Source organism: Mycobacterium kubicae (genome assembly GCF_015689175.1).
Lineage (GTDB): Bacteria > Actinomycetota > Actinomycetes > Mycobacteriales > Mycobacteriaceae > Mycobacterium > Mycobacterium kubicae.
Genome location: NZ_CP065047.1, coordinates 3240472 through 3256697 on the forward strand (window position 1 = coordinate 3240472; position 16226 = coordinate 3256697).

The 16226-nt window shown below is 67.5% G+C and carries 17 protein-coding genes; 3 read left to right on the plus strand and 14 right to left on the minus strand.

Annotated features, from left to right (window positions below):
• Positions 1–21: 21 nt before the first annotated feature.
• From hisG to metH, 5 genes are all read right to left on the minus strand, one after another.
• Positions 22–876 carry an ATP phosphoribosyltransferase gene (gene hisG / locus I2456_RS15220; protein WP_068162995.1) on the minus strand — a complete coding sequence of 285 codons (855 nt, stop codon included), beginning with the start codon at positions 874–876 and terminating at the stop codon, positions 22–24.
• Between the two features lie 2 nt (positions 877–878).
• Positions 879–1148: a phosphoribosyl-ATP diphosphatase gene (locus tag I2456_RS15225; RefSeq protein WP_241007996.1), complete on the minus strand. Its 270-nt coding sequence runs from the start codon at positions 1146–1148 to the stop codon at positions 879–881.
• A gap of 21 nt (positions 1149–1169) precedes the next feature.
• The gene (locus I2456_RS15230; protein ID WP_241007719.1) at positions 1170–1670 is read right to left on the minus strand and encodes a winged helix-turn-helix transcriptional regulator; all 501 of its coding nucleotides are present in this window, start codon (positions 1668–1670) and stop codon (positions 1170–1172) included.
• Complete coding sequence (locus tag I2456_RS15235; protein WP_085075432.1) at positions 1667–2632, minus strand: NmrA family NAD(P)-binding protein; 966 nt, start codon at positions 2630–2632, stop codon at positions 1667–1669. The genes I2456_RS15230 and I2456_RS15235 overlap by 4 nt, the downstream gene beginning before the upstream one ends.
• A gap of 108 nt (positions 2633–2740) precedes the next feature.
• The gene (gene metH / locus I2456_RS15240) at positions 2741–6340 is read right to left on the minus strand and encodes a methionine synthase (protein ID WP_085075433.1); all 3600 of its coding nucleotides are present in this window, start codon (positions 6338–6340) and stop codon (positions 2741–2743) included.
• 114 nt (positions 6341–6454) lie between these two features.
• Between metH and I2456_RS15245 the strand changes: the two genes are divergently transcribed.
• Positions 6455–7309, plus strand: coding sequence for a PAC2 family protein (locus I2456_RS15245; RefSeq protein ID WP_174814242.1), 855 nt, complete (start codon positions 6455–6457; stop codon positions 7307–7309).
• 4 nt (positions 7310–7313) lie between these two features.
• Here the strand turns inward: I2456_RS15245 and I2456_RS15250 are convergent, their stop codons facing one another.
• The 9 genes from I2456_RS15250 to I2456_RS15290 all read right to left on the minus strand — a co-directional run bounded on the left by I2456_RS15250 (position 7314) and on the right by I2456_RS15290 (position 14805).
• Positions 7314–8507: an FAD-dependent monooxygenase gene (locus I2456_RS15250; protein ID WP_085075434.1), complete on the minus strand. Its 1194-nt coding sequence runs from the start codon at positions 8505–8507 to the stop codon at positions 7314–7316.
• 3 nt (positions 8508–8510) lie between these two features.
• Complete coding sequence (locus I2456_RS15255; RefSeq protein WP_085075435.1) at positions 8511–9392, minus strand: SDR family oxidoreductase; 882 nt, start codon at positions 9390–9392, stop codon at positions 8511–8513.
• A 13-nt stretch (positions 9393–9405) separates the two neighbouring features.
• Complete coding sequence (mshC, locus tag I2456_RS15260; RefSeq protein WP_085075436.1) at positions 9406–10650, minus strand: cysteine--1-D-myo-inosityl 2-amino-2-deoxy-alpha-D-glucopyranoside ligase; 1245 nt, start codon at positions 10648–10650, stop codon at positions 9406–9408.
• A 70-nt stretch (positions 10651–10720) separates the two neighbouring features.
• The gene (locus I2456_RS15265; RefSeq protein WP_068033359.1) at positions 10721–11515 is read right to left on the minus strand and encodes a 3'(2'),5'-bisphosphate nucleotidase CysQ; all 795 of its coding nucleotides are present in this window, start codon (positions 11513–11515) and stop codon (positions 10721–10723) included.
• Positions 11500–12315: an SCO1664 family protein gene (locus I2456_RS15270; protein ID WP_068033358.1), complete on the minus strand. Its 816-nt coding sequence runs from the start codon at positions 12313–12315 to the stop codon at positions 11500–11502. The genes I2456_RS15265 and I2456_RS15270 overlap by 16 nt, the downstream gene beginning before the upstream one ends.
• Positions 12299–12886: a DUF3090 domain-containing protein gene (locus I2456_RS15275; protein WP_068163014.1), complete on the minus strand. Its 588-nt coding sequence runs from the start codon at positions 12884–12886 to the stop codon at positions 12299–12301. The genes I2456_RS15270 and I2456_RS15275 overlap by 17 nt, the downstream gene beginning before the upstream one ends.
• 42 nt (positions 12887–12928) lie before the next feature.
• On the minus strand, positions 12929–13618 hold the full coding sequence (locus I2456_RS15280; RefSeq protein ID WP_068033356.1) for a histidine phosphatase family protein: 690 nt from the start codon (positions 13616–13618) through the stop codon (positions 12929–12931).
• On the minus strand, positions 13615–14445 hold the full coding sequence (locus I2456_RS15285) for an undecaprenyl-diphosphate phosphatase (RefSeq protein ID WP_068033355.1): 831 nt from the start codon (positions 14443–14445) through the stop codon (positions 13615–13617). The genes I2456_RS15280 and I2456_RS15285 overlap by 4 nt, the downstream gene beginning before the upstream one ends.
• A 60-nt stretch (positions 14446–14505) precedes the next feature.
• A complete protein-coding gene (locus I2456_RS15290; RefSeq protein WP_068033354.1) occupies positions 14506–14805 on the minus strand; it encodes a hypothetical protein in 300 nt (99 codons plus the stop codon).
• A 110-nt stretch (positions 14806–14915) separates the two neighbouring features.
• On the opposite strand from I2456_RS15290, the gene I2456_RS15295 reads away from it, so the two are divergent.
• Together I2456_RS15295 and I2456_RS15300 are read left to right on the plus strand one after the other, a co-directional pair.
• Positions 14916–15956 carry a YncE family protein gene (locus tag I2456_RS15295; protein ID WP_085075437.1) on the plus strand — a complete coding sequence of 347 codons (1041 nt, stop codon included), beginning with the start codon at positions 14916–14918 and terminating at the stop codon, positions 15954–15956.
• Positions 15953–16216 carry a DUF5703 family protein gene (locus I2456_RS15300; protein WP_068033352.1) on the plus strand — a complete coding sequence of 88 codons (264 nt, stop codon included), beginning with the start codon at positions 15953–15955 and terminating at the stop codon, positions 16214–16216. Before I2456_RS15295 ends, I2456_RS15300 begins: the two co-directional genes overlap by 4 nt.
• The last annotated feature ends 10 nt before the right edge of the window (positions 16217–16226 follow it).

Sequence of the window (16226 nt, forward strand, 5' to 3'; positions counted from 1 at the left end):
AGCGACGGTGCCGACACATGATCAGAAACGGCAGAACCGGATGTCAGAAGCCAGGATGGCTTTGGCGCCGATGGCGGCGAGTTGGTCCATGACGCCGTTGACGCCACGGCGTGGGACCAGCGCCCGGACGGCGACCCAGTCGGGATCGGCCAAGGGCGCGATGGTGGGCGACTCCAGCCCCGGGGTGATGGCGGTGGCCTGGTCGAGCACCGAGCGCGGGCAGTCGTAGTCGAGCATCAGGTACTGCTGCCCGAACACCACGCCCTGCACCCGGGCAACGAGCTGGTCGCGGGCGGCCTTCGCCTCGTGGCCGTCGACCTCGGCCCGTTCGATGAGCACCGCTTCGGAATCGCACAGCGGTTCGCCGAAGGCCACCAGGTTGTGCAGGCTCAGCGTGCGACCCGAGCCCACCACGTCGGCGATGGCGTCGGCGACTCCGAGCTGCACCGAGATCTCCACCGCCCCGTCGAGCCTGATGACGGTCGCCTCAATCCCCTTGTCGGCCAAGTCTTTCGCGACGAGGTGGGGATAGGCGGTGGCGATCCGCTTGCCGGCCAGGTCTGCCGTCGTCCAGTCCCGTCCGGCCGGGCCGGCGTACCGGAAGCTCGACGACCCGAAACCCAGCGCCAGCCGTTCTTGCACCGGCGCGTTGGAGTCCAGCGCCAGGTCGCGTCCGGTGATGCCGAAGTCAAGCTCTCCGGATCCGACGTAGATAGCGATGTCCTTGGGTCGCAGAAAGAAGAACTCGACGTTGTTGACCGGATCGATGACCGTCAAATCCTTGGGATCGGTGCGGCGCCGATACCCCGCCTCGGACAGGATCTCGGCGGCCGGCTCGCTCAGCGCACCTTTGTTGGGAACCGCCACCCGAAGCATGCTCATAACTTCCGGTAGACGTCTTCAAGGGACAGTCCGCGCGCGATCATCAGCACCTGCGTCCAGTACCACAACTGGCTGATCTCTTCGGCCAGCGCTTCGTTGGGCTCGTGCTCGGCGGCCAACCACACCTCACCGGCTTCCTCCAGAATCTTTTTGCCCAACGCATGCACGCCGGCGTCCAGGGCAGCCACCGTGGCGCTGCCGGCCGGCCGGGTGCGGGCACGCTCGCCGAGTTCGGCGAACAGATCCTCGAAGGTCTTCACGGCCAGCGATTATTTCACGAGCTCAGCTCAGCGCTTCCTTCTCGGTCGGATGCGCGCCTCAGTTTGCGCGAGCGGGACGGTATGGCCTTCCACACATTGCACGTGGGCAACCACCGATGCGCCGCAGCCCTCGCCGTGGATCAGGTCCAACCGTTTCGCATCGCCCTGCAGCAGCAACCCGAATTCGATGAGGCTGACCAGGACCGGGAACAGTTGGCGGCCGCGTCCGGTGAGCACGTATTCATAGCGGGTGCGCTGCCCCGGTGTCTTGTAGGGCTGCTTGGCCATGACGCCGGCGTCGACGAGTTGTTTGAGCCGGGTGGCCGCAATCTGCTCGGTGACACCGGCGCGCTGCGCGAAGTCTTCGAATCGCTTGGTTCCCCAGAACGCTTCGCGCAAGATAATGAGCGCCGAACGGGTTCCGATGGTGTCCAGGGCACGTTCGATAGGACAGACTTCGCGGTAGCCGGTGCGGTCACCGTCGGCGAGACGACCCAGCAGCGTCATCGCGTCAGGGGCTGAACTCATGTCACCAGGCTACCGGCTGACCTTACTGCGGCATAGTCAGTCGTCTCGAAGGCGGCGCGGTTGCGGCGGACGAAGTCCCGCAAGGTGATCGGCGTTCGGCCGATGAGCCGGCTCAACGCAATGGGATCGGCCGGCGCGGCGCCGCGCTGTGCGACGGCCTCTCCGACGTTCGAAATGTGGGCTGCCATTGCGGAATTGACCACGCCGTGCGGGTCGGTCTGCGCCACAGCGAGCAACTCTTGCTGCCAGTCGTCACGCGAAATGGCCTGGTATGTGATCGGTCTGTTGAGTTCCTGGGTGAGGATCTGGGCGATGTCGATGTGGTTGAACGCCTCGGATCCCGCGGGGTAACAGACAGGACCGTCGAAGCGATCGGGGTGCAGCAGTGCCGCGACCGCCAGTTCTCCCGCATCGCTGCCACTGATCCACCCAACAGGACTGTCTCCGAAACAGTTTCGCAGCACACCGGTTTTGCGGATCGAGTCACCGTGCAGCGCCGGGATGTTCTCGTGGAAAGTGGCTGCAACACGTAGGACCAGCGTCTCGAGCCCCGCCCAGCTCATTACTTCTTCAGCCAGCCACTGCGCGCGGCCCAACTCACTGGGGTGTGACGGGTGCGCCGGCGCCATCGACATCACCACCGTCCGAATGTTATGTCCGGCCTCTCGTACGGCGGCGCTGTAGTTGGCTGCGGCGCTCACCACGCCAGCGGCCACCGGGTAGGTGAAGTACGCGAGCCCGACGTCGGCGAGCGCGGGCAGCAGCGTGCGCCGATCATGCAGGTCGCCGGTGACCACCTCTGCTCCCGCCATGGCCAGCGCGTCGGTACGGTCACTGTGGGCTCGCGCCAGAACCCTTACCGTGCAGCCCTCTTCGAGCAGTCGGCGGGCGACGTGGGCGCCGGTGGCGCCGTGACGTCCGGTCGCGCCGGTCACCAGAATGTGGGCATCCGCTGGGGTCATGCTGCGTCTCCTCCGGCCACTGAACCAGTCCGTGTAACAGTGACCCCTGACTCTACCGATGTCAAGTCAACCGGTGCGGTCGGGATGAAGGGTGGAGAGCGGCTCCGGCTACACGTTGAAGTACTTGGCCTCGGGGTGGTGCAGCACGAACGCGTCGGTGGATTGCTCGGGATGCAACTGCAGTTCCTCGGACAGGGTCACGCCGATGCGGCCGGGGTCGAGCAGCTCCATCATCTTCGCCCGGTCCTCCAGGTTGGGGCAGGCGCCGTAACCGAAGGCGAAGCGGGCACCGCGGTACTCCAGCTTGAAGTAGTCTTCGACGGATTCCGGGTCGTCGGCGGCCACCGCCCGATCGCCGGAGAACTTGAGCTCTTCGCGGATGCGTTTGTGCCAGTACTCGGCCAGCGCTTCGGTCAGCTGCACGCCGATGCCGTGCACTTCGAGGTAATCGCGGTATGCGTTCGCCGCGAACAACTCGTTGGCGAAGTCGGCGATGGGCCGGCCCATCGTCACCAACTGGAAGGGCAGCACGTCGACCTGCCCGCGTTCGGTCGCCAGCTTGCGTGACCGAATGAAGTCGGCGATGCACAAGAACCGGCCGCGCTGCTGGCGCGGGAAAGTGAACCGGTAGCGCTCCTGCGCGTCGGGTTCGGGGCTGGCCAGGACCACCACGTCGTCGCCCTCGGACACCGCCGGGTAGTAGCCGTACACCACTGCCGCGTGCGCCAGGATGCCGTCGGTGGACAACCGGTCCAGCCAGTACCGCAGCCGCGGCCGGCCTTCGGTCTCCACCAGCTCCTCGTACGACGGCCCCTCTCCGCCACGCTGCCCGCGTAATCCCCACTGCCCCAGGAACAAGGCGCGCTCGTCGAGCAGGCCGGTGTATTCGGCCATCGCCAGACCCTTGACGATCCGCGAGCCCCAGAACGGCGGCGTCGGTACCTCGATATCGGCGGCGACGTCGGAACGTTCCGGCACCTGGACCGGCTCTTCGGCGGCTTTGCGTTGGGCAGCAATGCGTTTGGACCGCTCGTGGCGCGCCTTGCGTTCGGCTTCTTTCTTGCGGGCGGCGACGGCCTCCGGGCTGTCGGGATCCGGACCCTCACCGCGCTTGGCGCTCATGATGGTGTCCATCAGCTTCAAGCCCTCGAAAGCGTCGCGCGCATAATGCACTTCGCCCTCGTAGACCTCGGCCAGGTCGTTCTCGACGTAGCTGCGGGTCAACGCCGCACCGCCGAGCACGACCGGAAACTTCTCGGCGACGCCCCGAGCGTTCATCTCCTCGAGGTTTTCTTTCATCACCACGGTGGATTTCACCAGCAGACCCGACATGCCCACCACGTCGGCGCTTTTGTCTTCGGCGACTTCCAGGATGGTGGCGATCGGCTGCTTGATGCCGATGTTGACCACCTCGTAGCCGTTGTTGCTCAAGATGATGTCGACGAGGTTCTTGCCGATGTCATGGACGTCGCCCTTGACGGTGGCCAGCACGATGCGCCCCTTGCCGGCGTCGTCCTCCGCCTTCTCCATGTGCGGTTCCAGGTAGGCGACCGCGGCTTTCATCACCTCGGCGGACTGCAACACGAAGGGCAGCTGCATCTGACCCGAACCGAACAGTTCGCCAACGGTTTTCATGCCGGCCAGCAGGTTCTCGTTGATGATCGCCAGCGGGGGCTTCTGTGTCATCGCCTCGTCGAGGTCGGCGTCCAGGCCGTTGCGTTCGCCGTCGACAATGCGTTGCGCAAGCCGTTCGAACAGCGGCAGTTTGGCCAGTTCGGCGGCGCGCGATTCCTTCGACGAGGCCGCCGAGACGCCCTCGAACAGCCGCATGAGCTCCTGCAGCGGGTCGTACTCGTCCTCGGGGCGGCGGCGGTCATAGATCAGATCCAGGGCGACCTGTCGCTGCTCGTCGGGAATCCGGTTCATCGGCAGGATCTTCGACGCGTGCACGATCGCGGAGTCCAGTCCCGCTTCCTGGCATTCGTGCAGAAACACCGAGTTGAGCACTTGGCGCGCAGCGGGATTCAAGCCGAACGAGATGTTGGACAACCCGAGCGTGGTTTGCACCTGAGGATGGCGCTGCTTGAGTTGCCGGATGGCTTCGATCGTTTCGATGCCGTCGCGACGTGACTCTTCCTGGCCGGTGGCGATGGTGAACGTCAAAGTGTCGATGAGGATGGAGGATTCGTCGACGCCCCAGTTGCCGGTGATGTCGTCGATCAGCCGTTCGGCGATCTGCACCTTCTTCTCGGCGGTGCGGGCCTGCCCCTCTTCGTCGATGGTCAGCGCGACCACCGCGGCACCGTGCTCGGCGACCAGTTCCATGGTCTTGTGGAACCGCGATTCCGGGCCGTCGCCGTCCTCGTAGTTCACCGAGTTGACCGCGCAGCGGCCACCCAGGTGCTCCAATCCGGCTAGCAGCACGGGGGTTTCGGTCGAGTCCAGCATGATCGGCAGTGTCGACGACGTCGCCAGCCGGCTGGCCAGCGCTTTCATGTCGGCGGCGCCGTCGCGGCCCACGTAGTCGACGCACAGGTCGAGCATGTGGGCGCCGTCGCGGGTCTGGTCCTTGGCGATGTCGAGGCACTTCTGGTAGTCCTCGGCGATCATCGCCTCACGGAATCCCTTGGAGCCGTTGGCGTTCGTGCGCTCGCCGATGACCAGCACCGAAGATTCCTGCTCGAACGGAACGGCGGTGTACAGCGAGGACACCGACGGCTCGAAGCTGACCTGCCGCTCGCCGCGCTGTTTGGTGCCGTCGTTGAAGGAGGCGACGGCGGCGGCGACCTCGCGGATGTGGGCGGGGGTGGTGCCACAGCAGCCGCCGACCAGTGACAGCCCGAACTCGGAGATGAAGGTGGCCAGCGCCTCGGCAAGTTCGTCGGGCTGCAGCGGATACTCCGCGCCCTTGGCGCCCAGCACCGGCAGTCCGGCGTTGGGCATCACCGACACCGGGATGCGGGCGTGCCGAGACAGGTAGCGCAGGTGCTCGCTCATCTCGGCGGGGCCGGTCGCGCAGTTGAGGCCGATCATGTCGACGCCGAGCGGCTCAACGGCGGTCAACGCCGCACCGATTTCACTGCCCAGCAGCATGGTGCCGGTGGTTTCCACGGTGACGTGGGCGAACACCGGGATGTGGCGGCCGGCCTGCTTCATCGCCCGCCGCGAGCCCAGGACCGCGGCCTTGAGTTGTAGCAGGTCCTGGCAGGTCTCGACGAGGATGGCGTCGGCGCCGCCGTCGAGCATGCCGAGGGCGGCCTCGGTGTAGGCGTCGCGGATCACCGCGTACTCGGTGTGCCCGAGGGTGGGCAGCTTGGTGCCCGGACCCATCGAGCCCAACACATAGCGCTTACGGTCGGGGCTGGCCAGCTCGTCGGCGACCCGGCGCGCGATGGCGGTGCCGCGCTCGGAGAGGTCCCTGATCCGGTCGGCGATGTCGTAGTCGCCGAGGTTGGACAGGTTGCAGCCGAACGTGTTGGTCTCGACGGCGTCCGCGCCGGCCTCGAAATAGTTGCGGTGGATGGTTTCCAGCACGTCAGGGCGGGTTTCGTTGAGGATCTCGTTGCAGCCCTCGAGGCCGCGGAAGTCATCGAGAGTGAGGTCCGCGGCCTGCAACTGGGTGCCCATCGCGCCGTCGCCCACCACTACTCGCTGCGACAAAACGTCGAGCAGATCGGTGTCGTAGTGGGGCTTGTTAGCGGAAGTCACATGGCAAGGATAGTCGCGCTATGGAGTCGCTTCGGCCGTTAACAGCGCACTGACAGCTGAGCGCGGGGGTGCTGGTCGACATAAACGCTGCGTCGGAAGCCGTAGGCTGAATTCGTGACAACGCTGCCCAACCTGCACAACACCGTCGTCGTGGCGGCGTTCGAGGGCTGGAACGACGCCGGCGACGCGGCCACCGATGCTGTCTCGCACTTGGCCGCGACCTGGCAGGCGTCGCCGATCGTGGAGATCGACGACGAGGCCTACTACGACTATCAGGTGAACCGCCCGGTCATCCGCCAAGTCGACGGGGTGACCCGGGAGTTGGAATGGCCGGCGATGCGGATCTCGCATTGCCGGCCGCCGGGCAGCGACCGCGACGTCGTGCTGATGAACGGGGTGGAGCCCAACATGCGTTGGCGCACCTTCTGCGACGAGTTACTGGCCGTGATCGACAAGCTCAACGTGGACACGGTGGTCATCCTGGGCGCGCTGTTGGCCGACACCCCGCACACCCGGCCGGTGCCGGTGTCGGGGGCGGCGTACTCCTCCGAATCGGCGCGGATCTTCGGTCTGGAGGAAACCCGCTACGAGGGGCCGACGGGCATTGCCGGGGTGTTTCAGTACGCGTGCGTGGCAGCGGGTATCCCGGCGGTGACGTTCTGGGCGGCGGTGCCGCACTACGTGTCGCAGCCACCCAACCCCAAGGCCACGGTCGCGCTGCTGCGACGCGTGGAAGACGTGCTGGACGTCGAGGTACCGCTGGCCGACCTGCCGGTGCAGGCCGAGGCGTGGGAGCAGGAGATCACCGAGATGGCCTCCGACGACGAGGAGCTGGCCGCCTACGTGCAGTCCCTGGAACAGCACGGCGACGCGGCCGTCGACATCAACGACGCGCTGGGCAAGATCGACGGCGACGCGCTGGCCGCAGAATTCGAGCGGTATTTACGCCGGCGCCGACCGGGCTTCTGAGCCGCTAGGTCTCCTCCTCGGTGCCGCGGCGCAGCATCGCGACCACCGCGGTGGGTTCCCCGACCAACGCCGCGACGATGCGCCGGTTGACCATCGGAAGCCAGCTCATCCGCAGCGCGGCGCGGCGCATGCGCCGCTGCGACGACGATGTCGGCAGGAATCTGTTGGCGGCGTCGCGACCCGCTTCCTGCTTTTCTTCGATCACCGGACGCCACAGCCGCTCGTAGAAGTCCAGCGCGCGGTCCAGCGAGGACGTCAGGCGCAGCTGCTCGGCCAGGACGTAGGCGGCGGCGACGGCCAGCGATGCGCCTTGACCGGCCAGCACCGACACCGCCGAGCAGGCGTCGCCGATCAGCACCACCCGGTCCTTGCGCCAGGCCGGCATCTCGATCTGCGCCACCTGGTCGTAGTAGATCTCCTCCGACGGTGGGCTGTGTTGCAGTACCTGTGGCACCAGCCAGCCCAGGTCGGCGTAACTGTCGCGGAGAGCCGCCCGGGTGTCGGCGGGCAGTTCGAGGTCGGGGGTGCGGTGCAGCGCGAATGCGGCGACGCGGCCATCGCGCAGCCCGTAGCAGCCCAGTTGGCGGTCGATGGTGTCGGTCAGCACGACCCGGTCGCCGGCCGCTTGCTGCACGTCAGGAGCGTCGAAGACGAAGGCGGCGGTGTGGAATCCGAGGTAGCGCAGGTACTGGGACTCCGCACCGAAGACCAGGGCGCGCACGGTCGAATGGATACCGTCCGCGCCGACCAGCAGATCGGCGTGGATCTCCTCGCCGTCGTGCAGCGTCACCGTCACGCCGTCGTCCCGGTTGGACACCGCCGACACCGCGGCCCCGAAGCGCAGGTCGACGTCGTCGGGCAGGTTGTCGCGCAACGCCTTTTCCAGGTCGGGCCGCATGATGCTGCACAGCCGTCCGTCCAGCGCCGCCGTGATATGCCGGTACGGCAGGGCGGCGCGGCGGCGGCCGTTCCCGTCGATCAGGCTGGCCTCGTCGATCCGGTAGGCGGCGTCCTGGATGGCGGGCAGGACACCGATGACTTCGGCGGCGTCGTAGCCGGCGCCGAAGAAGTCGATCAGGTAGCCCTGCTCGCGGGGACCCGGTGCGCGCTCCAGCACGACGACGTCGGCGCCCAGCCGCGACAGCCGCTCAGCCAGGGTGAGCCCGGCGATCCCGGCACCGCAGATGGCCACCTTCACGGGCTAGGAATTCTCCAGACCGTGGTTATAGGAGCTGGTGTACCGCCCCAGCGCGGCGACTTGGGCGTCCAACTTCGGCATGACGTCGGCAGCGGTCCTCAGGACGGGCAGCTCACCGACGCGAGTGGACAACACCGGCTTGAGCCAACGAAACAGGCCCACCCACCCCGGGCAGTACACGCGGTCCTTGCGGCCCTCGATGCCCTTGACGAAGGCGGCCGCACATTTGTCGACCGAGGTGGTTTTGTTCAACGGCCAGGGCAGCTTCGCCAGGAGTTCGCCGAAGGCAGGCAAGTCGCCCTTCGTGTCGCGAACCAGGGCGGTGTCGATCCAGGACATGTGCGCCGAGCCGACACTGACGCCCAGGTGAGCGACCTCCAGCCGCAACGCGTGGGCAAGATGCTCGTTACCCGCCTTGGTGGTGTCGTATGCCGCCATCCCCGGAGCCGCCGCGAACGCGGCCAGCGAGGAGACGATCAGCACGTACCCGCGGCGGTCGATCAGTGCCGGCAAGGCCGCGCGCACGGTGTGGAAGACGCCGAGCAGGTTGACGTCCAGCACCCGTTTGAAGGCGACGGGATCGACGGTGAGCACGGAGCCGTAGCTGGCGATGCCGGCATTGGCGACGACTACGTCGATGCCGCCGAACTTCTCGACGGCCTGCTCGGCGACGGCCTGCATGGCCGACAGATCGCGCACGTCGGCGACCGCGGTCAGCACACTGTCGTCGTCTCCGAGTTCGTCGGCGATGTTGGTCAACTCGGCTTTGCTGACATCGGTCAGCACGAGTTTGGCGCCCTTGTCGTGCAGCCGACGGGCGACTTCAGCCCCGATGCCGCGGCCACCACCGGTGATGAACACGACTTTGCCCTGCATCGATGTCATGGCCGAAAACGTACTACAGGTTGACGCCGAGTAACGCATCGACCGCGTTCGCCACCGATCGCGGGGCCTGCGCGTCGTGGCCGCCGTATTCGAGCGCGTCAGTGCTCCAACCGTCAAGTGCGGCAATGGCTTTCGGGGTGTCCAGGTCGTCGGCCAGATACCGGCGCAGGCGGGCGATGACGTCGGCGGCGTCCGGTCCGGCCGGCAGCGCGGTGGCGGCACGCCAGCGCTGCAGCCGGGCCGTCGCTTCGTCGAGCACGCCCTGGCTCCAATAGCGGTCTGCGCGGTAGTGCCCGGCCAGCAGACCGAGTCGCACCACCGCCGGGTCGATGCCCTGCGCGCGCAGCGCCGACACCAGCACCAGGTTGCCGCGGCTCTTGGACATCTTGTGCCCGTCCCAGCCGATCATCCCGGCATGGACGTAGTGGCGCGCGAATCGCCTTTCGCCGCTGACACATTCGGCGTGTGCGGCGGTGAACTCGTGGTGCGGGAAGATGAGGTCGCTGCCGCCGCCCTGGATGTCCAGGCCGCTGCCGATCCGGCTGAGCGCGATGGCCGCGCATTCGACGTGCCAGCCGGGTCGGCCGGGGCCGAACGGGGAGGGCCAGCTGGGTTCCCCGGGCCGCGCGGCCCGCCAGAGCAGGGCGTCGAGTTCGTCGGTTTTGCCCGGCCGGCGGGGATCGCCGCCGCGTTGTTCGAACAGGTCCAGCATGGTGGCTCGGTCATAGCCCGACTCGTAGCCGAATTGCAGTGTGGCGTCAGCCCGGTAATAGATGTCCGGATACTCCCCGACGTCCGGGTCGACGACGTAGGCGGCGCCGGAGGCCAGCATTTTTTCGGTGAGTTCGACCATCTCGGCGATCGCCTCGGTGGCCGCGACATACTCCTGCGGCGGCAGCACCCGCAGCGCCGTCATGTCCTGGCGGTAGAGCGCCACCTCTTTGTCGGCGAGCTCGCGCCAGTCCACCCCGTCGCGGTTGGCGCGCTCGAACAGCGGATCGTCGACGTCGGTGACGTTCTGCACGTAGTGGACGTCGTGTCCGAGGTCCAGCCAGAGGCGGTGGATGAGATCGAAAGCAAGGTAGGTGGCGGCGTGGCCCAGGTGGGTCGCGTCATAAGGCGTGATGCCGCACACGTACATGCTGGCCTTGGCGCCGGGTGTTACCGGGCGAACCTGGCGGTCGGCGGTGTCGTAGAGCCGTAGCTCGGGGCCGCGTCCGGGCAGCGCCGGAAGAGGTGCGGACGGCCACGAATCCATGCCGTCGACTTTAGGCGTGGTGACGATGCGGGCCGCAGCCGGCTTCGCACCGCCGGCTCGTCACAGAGGCTTACCGCCACGCCCGCCAGATCGCGTCCAGCAGCACCGGTGCCACATCCGCGCGGCACATCAGCAAGTCGGGAAGGTAGGGATCGGCCTGGTTGTACTCCAGCGGCGAGCCGTCGAGCCGGGACGCGTGCATGCCGGCGGCCATCACCACCCCGGCCGGCGCCGCCGAATCCCATTCCCACTGCCCGCCGGCATGCAGGTAGGCGTCCACATAGCCGTCGACCACGGCCATCGCCTTGGCTCCCGCCGATCCGATCGGCACGGTCTCGATGTCGAGCAGCTGGCGCATCCGGTGCAGCACGGGCGGCGGGCGGGTGGCGCTGACGGTGACCCGCAGCGTGTCGGGAACGCCGATCGGCGCGGCGCTGTCGTTCACCGTGTCGCTGCGGTACACGACGTTGCCGCGCGCGGGCAGCGAGACCGCGGCGTCGGTGATCTGCCGTTCCCCGTTGGTGGGCCGTTGCCACAGCGCGACGTGCACGGCCCAGTCGTCGCGCCCGCGGGTGGAGAATTCGCGGGTGCCATCCAGCGGATCGATGATCCATACCCGGTCGCACTGCAGGCGCACCAAGTCGTCGTGGGCTTCCTCGCTGAGCACGGCGTCGCCGGGCCGCTCCTCGCGCAGCCGGCGCAGCAGCAGCGCATTCGCCAGGGTGTCACCGGCGTCCCCGAGCGCCCACGGGTGGCCGAAGCCCATCTCGTCGCGCACGCGCAGCAGCAACTCCCCGGCATCGGCAGCGAGATCGGCAGCGAGCTCCGCGTCGGTCTGGTCCCCCACGGCTAGAACGCCGGCCACGGAATGGGCCGGTGCCGGTTGGGAGTGGGCATTACCGGATTGTCCAACAACGCGTACGCCCGCAGCCGCAGGGCCGCGATTTCGGCACTGGTGATGTGACCCGCCAGCTCCTCGCCGAGCGGTCCACCGACCGCGTCGGCCAGTCGGGCCACCGCTGCCAACGTGTCGTCGTCGACGGGCTTGCCCGCCCAGCCCCACAACACCGTGCGCAGCTTGTCCTGGACGTGCAGGCTCACGCCGTGGTCGACGCCGTAGACCTTGCCGTCCAGTCCGCACAGGATGTGCCCGCCCTTGCGGTCGGCGTTGTTGACCAGCACGTCGAACACCGCCATGCGCCGCAGCCGGCTGTCGTCGGCATGCATCAAGACGACTTCGTCGCCGGCATAGTCGTAGGCCTGCAACACCGGCAGATAGCCGCGCCGCGGCTTGCGCGCGGGAAACAGGTCGACCAGGTCGGGTCCTCGCGGCGAGCCGGAATCGTCCTGGTCGCCCGGCTGCTCCACCCACAGCTGCACCATGCCCGGACCGGCCGGCCCGTCCCGAATGATGGTGTAGGGCACGATGTCCCAGCCCAGAGACGCCGACACCAGGTACGCGCCGCGCTCGCGGCCGGCCAGCGTCCCGTCGGGGAAGTCCCACAGTGGCTGCTCGCCGGCGACCGGCTTGTACACGCAGTGCACGCTGTCGGCGCCGACCGTCGCCTCACACAAGAACGTGGCATTGCTCGCGGAGCGGATCCGTCCCAGGACCGTCAACTCTCCGTCGCGCAATACCTGCCGTTCGTCACTCCTCGGGTTCATCGTTGGACCCGAGCAGCGCCTCGCGCCGATAACCGTTGGTGCGAGCGCAGATGTGCCCCTCCGGATCCAGCGGCTCCTCACACAGCGGGCACGGCGGACGTCCGGCCGAGATGACGCGGTTGGATCGGGTGGCGAACTGTCGTGCCGACTCGGGAGTCAGGAACACCCGCACGGCGTCGGGGCCTTCTTCGGTGTCGTCGAGCACGACTGAGGCGTCGAATTCCGCGTCGGTGACCGCCAGCAGTTCGACCACCACGGTCTGCGCCTCGGAATCCCAGCCCAAGCCCATCGTGCCGACCCGGAATTCGGCGTCGACGGGCATGATCAGCGGGTTGAGGTCTTCCACCTCGGCAGGCTCCGGCGGAACCGGGGTGCCGAACCTGCGATTGACCTCTAGCAGCAGCGCTCCGATCCGCTCGGCAAGCACCGCGACCTGCTGCTTCTCCAGGACCACGGACACCACCCGGGAGTCGTGCACCGCCTGGATGTAGAACGTTCTATTGCCGGGCTGCCCAACGGTCCCGGCCACAAAGCGGTCGGGTGTGCGGAAGACGTGGATTGCGCGGGCCATGGCACTTCCCAAAATACCGTGCAGTTGGCACCGTTGCGTGACTCAGTCGGCGGAACCCCCGACCACCGCATCGCTGGACGGCTGCTCTCGCGGCGGCGGCGCGGCGCGCAGTGCGGCCGCCAGCCGGGGGCCGGTGTGGTTGACGTGCAATACGAACGGCCGCAGCGGCGTGTACCGAATCACGCTCACCGAGCTGGGATCGGCCGTGACCCGCTGAAAGCCGTCCAGGTGGATACCGTAGGCGTCGGCGATCAGAGCCTTGATCACGTCACCGTGAGTGCAAGCCACCCACAGCGCGTCGCCGCCGTGCTGCTCGGCCAGCCTGCGGTCATGTTCGCGCACGGCGGACACCGCCCGGGCCTGCACCTGCGCCAGGCCCTCGCCGCCCGGAAACACCGCGGCGCTGGGATGGGCTTGCACCACCCGCCACAACGGCTCGTTGGCCAGCTCGCTGATCTTGCGGCCGGTCCACTCCCCGTAGTCGACCTCGGCGAGGCGTTCGTCGATCAACGGCTCCAGGCACAACGCGGTGGCCAGTGGTTCCAGCGTGCGCCGACAGCGCAGCAGCGGCGAGCTCACCAACGCCCTGATGGGCAGATCCCCGATCCGATCGACCAGCCCGGCGGCCTGCTCGCGGCCCCGGTCGTCGAGGTCGACTCCCTCCGAACGGCCGGCCAGCACACCGGCGGTGTTCGAGGTGGACCGGCCGTGGCGCAACAGGATGACGGTCATGTCGCCGCGACCGTCCCGGTCGCCAGCAAGATCAGCACCGCCGCGCCGGCCAGCACCCGGTAGCCGACGAACCAATACATGTTGTGCCGCACCAGGAATCGCAGGAACCAGGCCACCGCGGCCAGCCCGATGACGAACGCGATCAACGTCGCCACCAGCAGTTGCGGACCGGTCGCGCTCATGCCCTCGGTGACCGGGTGAAACGCGTCGGGCAACGAGAACAGGCCGGAGGCGAAAACGGCCGGTATGGCCAGCAGGAAACCGAAGCGGGCGGCCAGTTCTCGCTCCAGCCCGAGGAACAGCCCGGCGCTGATCGTCGAGCCGGATCGGGAGACCCCGGGAACCAGCGCCAGGCACTGCGCGACGCCGACCGTCAGCGCATCACGCCAGTTGAGGTGCTCGATGTCGCGGGTCTGCCGGCCGAGGTACTCGGCCAGGGCGATCACCGCCGAGAACACGACCAGCGCTGTCGCCACCACCCACAGATTGCGCACGCCGGAGCGGATTTCGTTTTTGAACAGCAGCCCCAGGACGCAGATCGGGATGGTCCCGATGATGACGTACCAGCCCAGCCGGTAGTCGGAGTTGCGATGGGAGGTGACCACCAGGCCGTTGAACCAAGCCCGCAGGATGCGCACGATGTCGCGCGCGAAGTAGATCAGCACCGCGGCTTCGGTGCCCAGCTGGGTGACCGCGGTGAACGACGCGCCGGCGTCGGCGCTGAAAAAGACCCGCGACACGATGGCCAGGTGTCCCGAGGAGGATACCGGGAGAAACTCGGTCAGGCCTTGCACCACGGCCAACACGATGACTTGCCACCAAGACATCGCCGAGACCGCAGACACGACGACGACCGTACCTGGTGTCGGTGTCTAGTAGCGGAGTAGTCAGAGGGTGGCGACGGCGTGGGCGACCGAGTCGCGCACGGCGGCGGTCAGGCTGCGCTCGTCGGTCACATCGAGGTAGACCAGGCTGCGCACGGACCTCGCGACCACGTCTTCGGCCTGCGGGACAGGGCCGGCCAGTCGCGGTCGGTAGATTTCGACGACCAATGAGCGGTGCTCGATATGGAAGGAAAAGCTGCGCCCGTCCCCCACCTGCCCGTAACCGCTGGCATGAATTCCCGTCGACATGTCTTCGAGAGCAAACTCGTGGTTTGCAATATGCCGGTCAACGATGACGGTCATAGTCACGACGATACCTGTTGGAAACCGCTCGACGAGCCCAACATGCCAAATTGGGCGCGCCAACGTTCCTTAGAATCAGATCATTAACTCGATGATTCGGAGTTCGACGGTTGCTGAAATGGCATAAACGTCCTGTTCATGCGCAGTTTACCGGCGCCATTCTTTTGCTGACCCTGGTTTCGGGTTGTTCATCCAGTCCGCTGGCAACCGCCCCGCCCACGATCGAACCCGCGCACGCCGCCGTATCTCCGCCGGTGACCCAGAGGCCGGCCGGCTCGGTACAACCGCTCGACGGCCATCCCGAGCAGGCGCAGTTCGACGCCGGCACCGCGGCGTTGGTGGTGTTGACGCCCGGGCCGGACCCGGCTGCGCCGGCGGCCATCACCGTCCTGGCCAAAGCGCCGGCCGCCCCGCGGGTGACACCCCTGCCCGGGCCCGCCAGCGCGCTGACCTGCGACGGCCGCGGCACCGCCTACGTGGCCGGGCGCGGGGCGTACTTCCGGGTGGAGCTGCCCACCGGCCGGGTCGAACAGGTGACGGTGGCCGGCGCCGAACACGCCGAGTTCACCGCGATCGCCCGGCGCGCCGACGGCAAGCTGGTGCTGGGCAGCGCCGACGGCGCCGTCTACCTGCTGGGTGGGGACGCACGCTCCATCGCTCATCGCGACGAGTTGTTGGCCCGCGTCGACGCCCTTGTGACACAGGGCAATACCGCGGTCGCGCTGGATGGCGGCCAAACATCGGTGACCACAATCGGCGCCGACGGCCACGCCGGCCAGGCGCTGCGGGCCGGGGAAGGCGCCACCACCCTGGCCGCCGATCCGCTGGGCCGCGTGCTGGTCGCCGACACGCGCGGCGGCAACCTGCTGGTGTACGGAGTGGACCCGTTGCTGCTGCGTCAGGCCTACCCGGTGCGGCAGGCCCCGTACGGCCTTGCGGGGTCGCGCACGTTGGTCTGGGTGTCTCAGACCGCGTCTAACATCGTCATTGGTTACGATCTGACGACCGGAATACCTGTGGAAAAGGTGCATTACCCCACCGTGCAGCAACCCAACTCGCTGGCTTATGACGACGCATCGGACACGTTGTACGTCGTGTCGGGGTCCGGTGCCGGGGTGCAGGTCATCGAGCACGCGGCGGGTAACCGTTGACCGCGCCGCGCAGGAGTTCGAGGAGCCAGCTGCCGGCGGGGTGGGACACCGATATGTCCGACGAATACGAGTGGGTGCCGTTGCGGTTGCCGCCGGAAGTGACTCGGCTCAGCGCGTCGATTCGGCTTTCCATCGAAGCGGAGTACCGCGGCTGGGAACTGACCAGGGTGCGCCTGTACACCGACGGAAGTAGGCGAGTTCTGCTGCGCCGCAAGAAGTCTCGGCTCGACAACCGCCGACCGGACCAGCCGGAACTGTAACGTCGAGTGA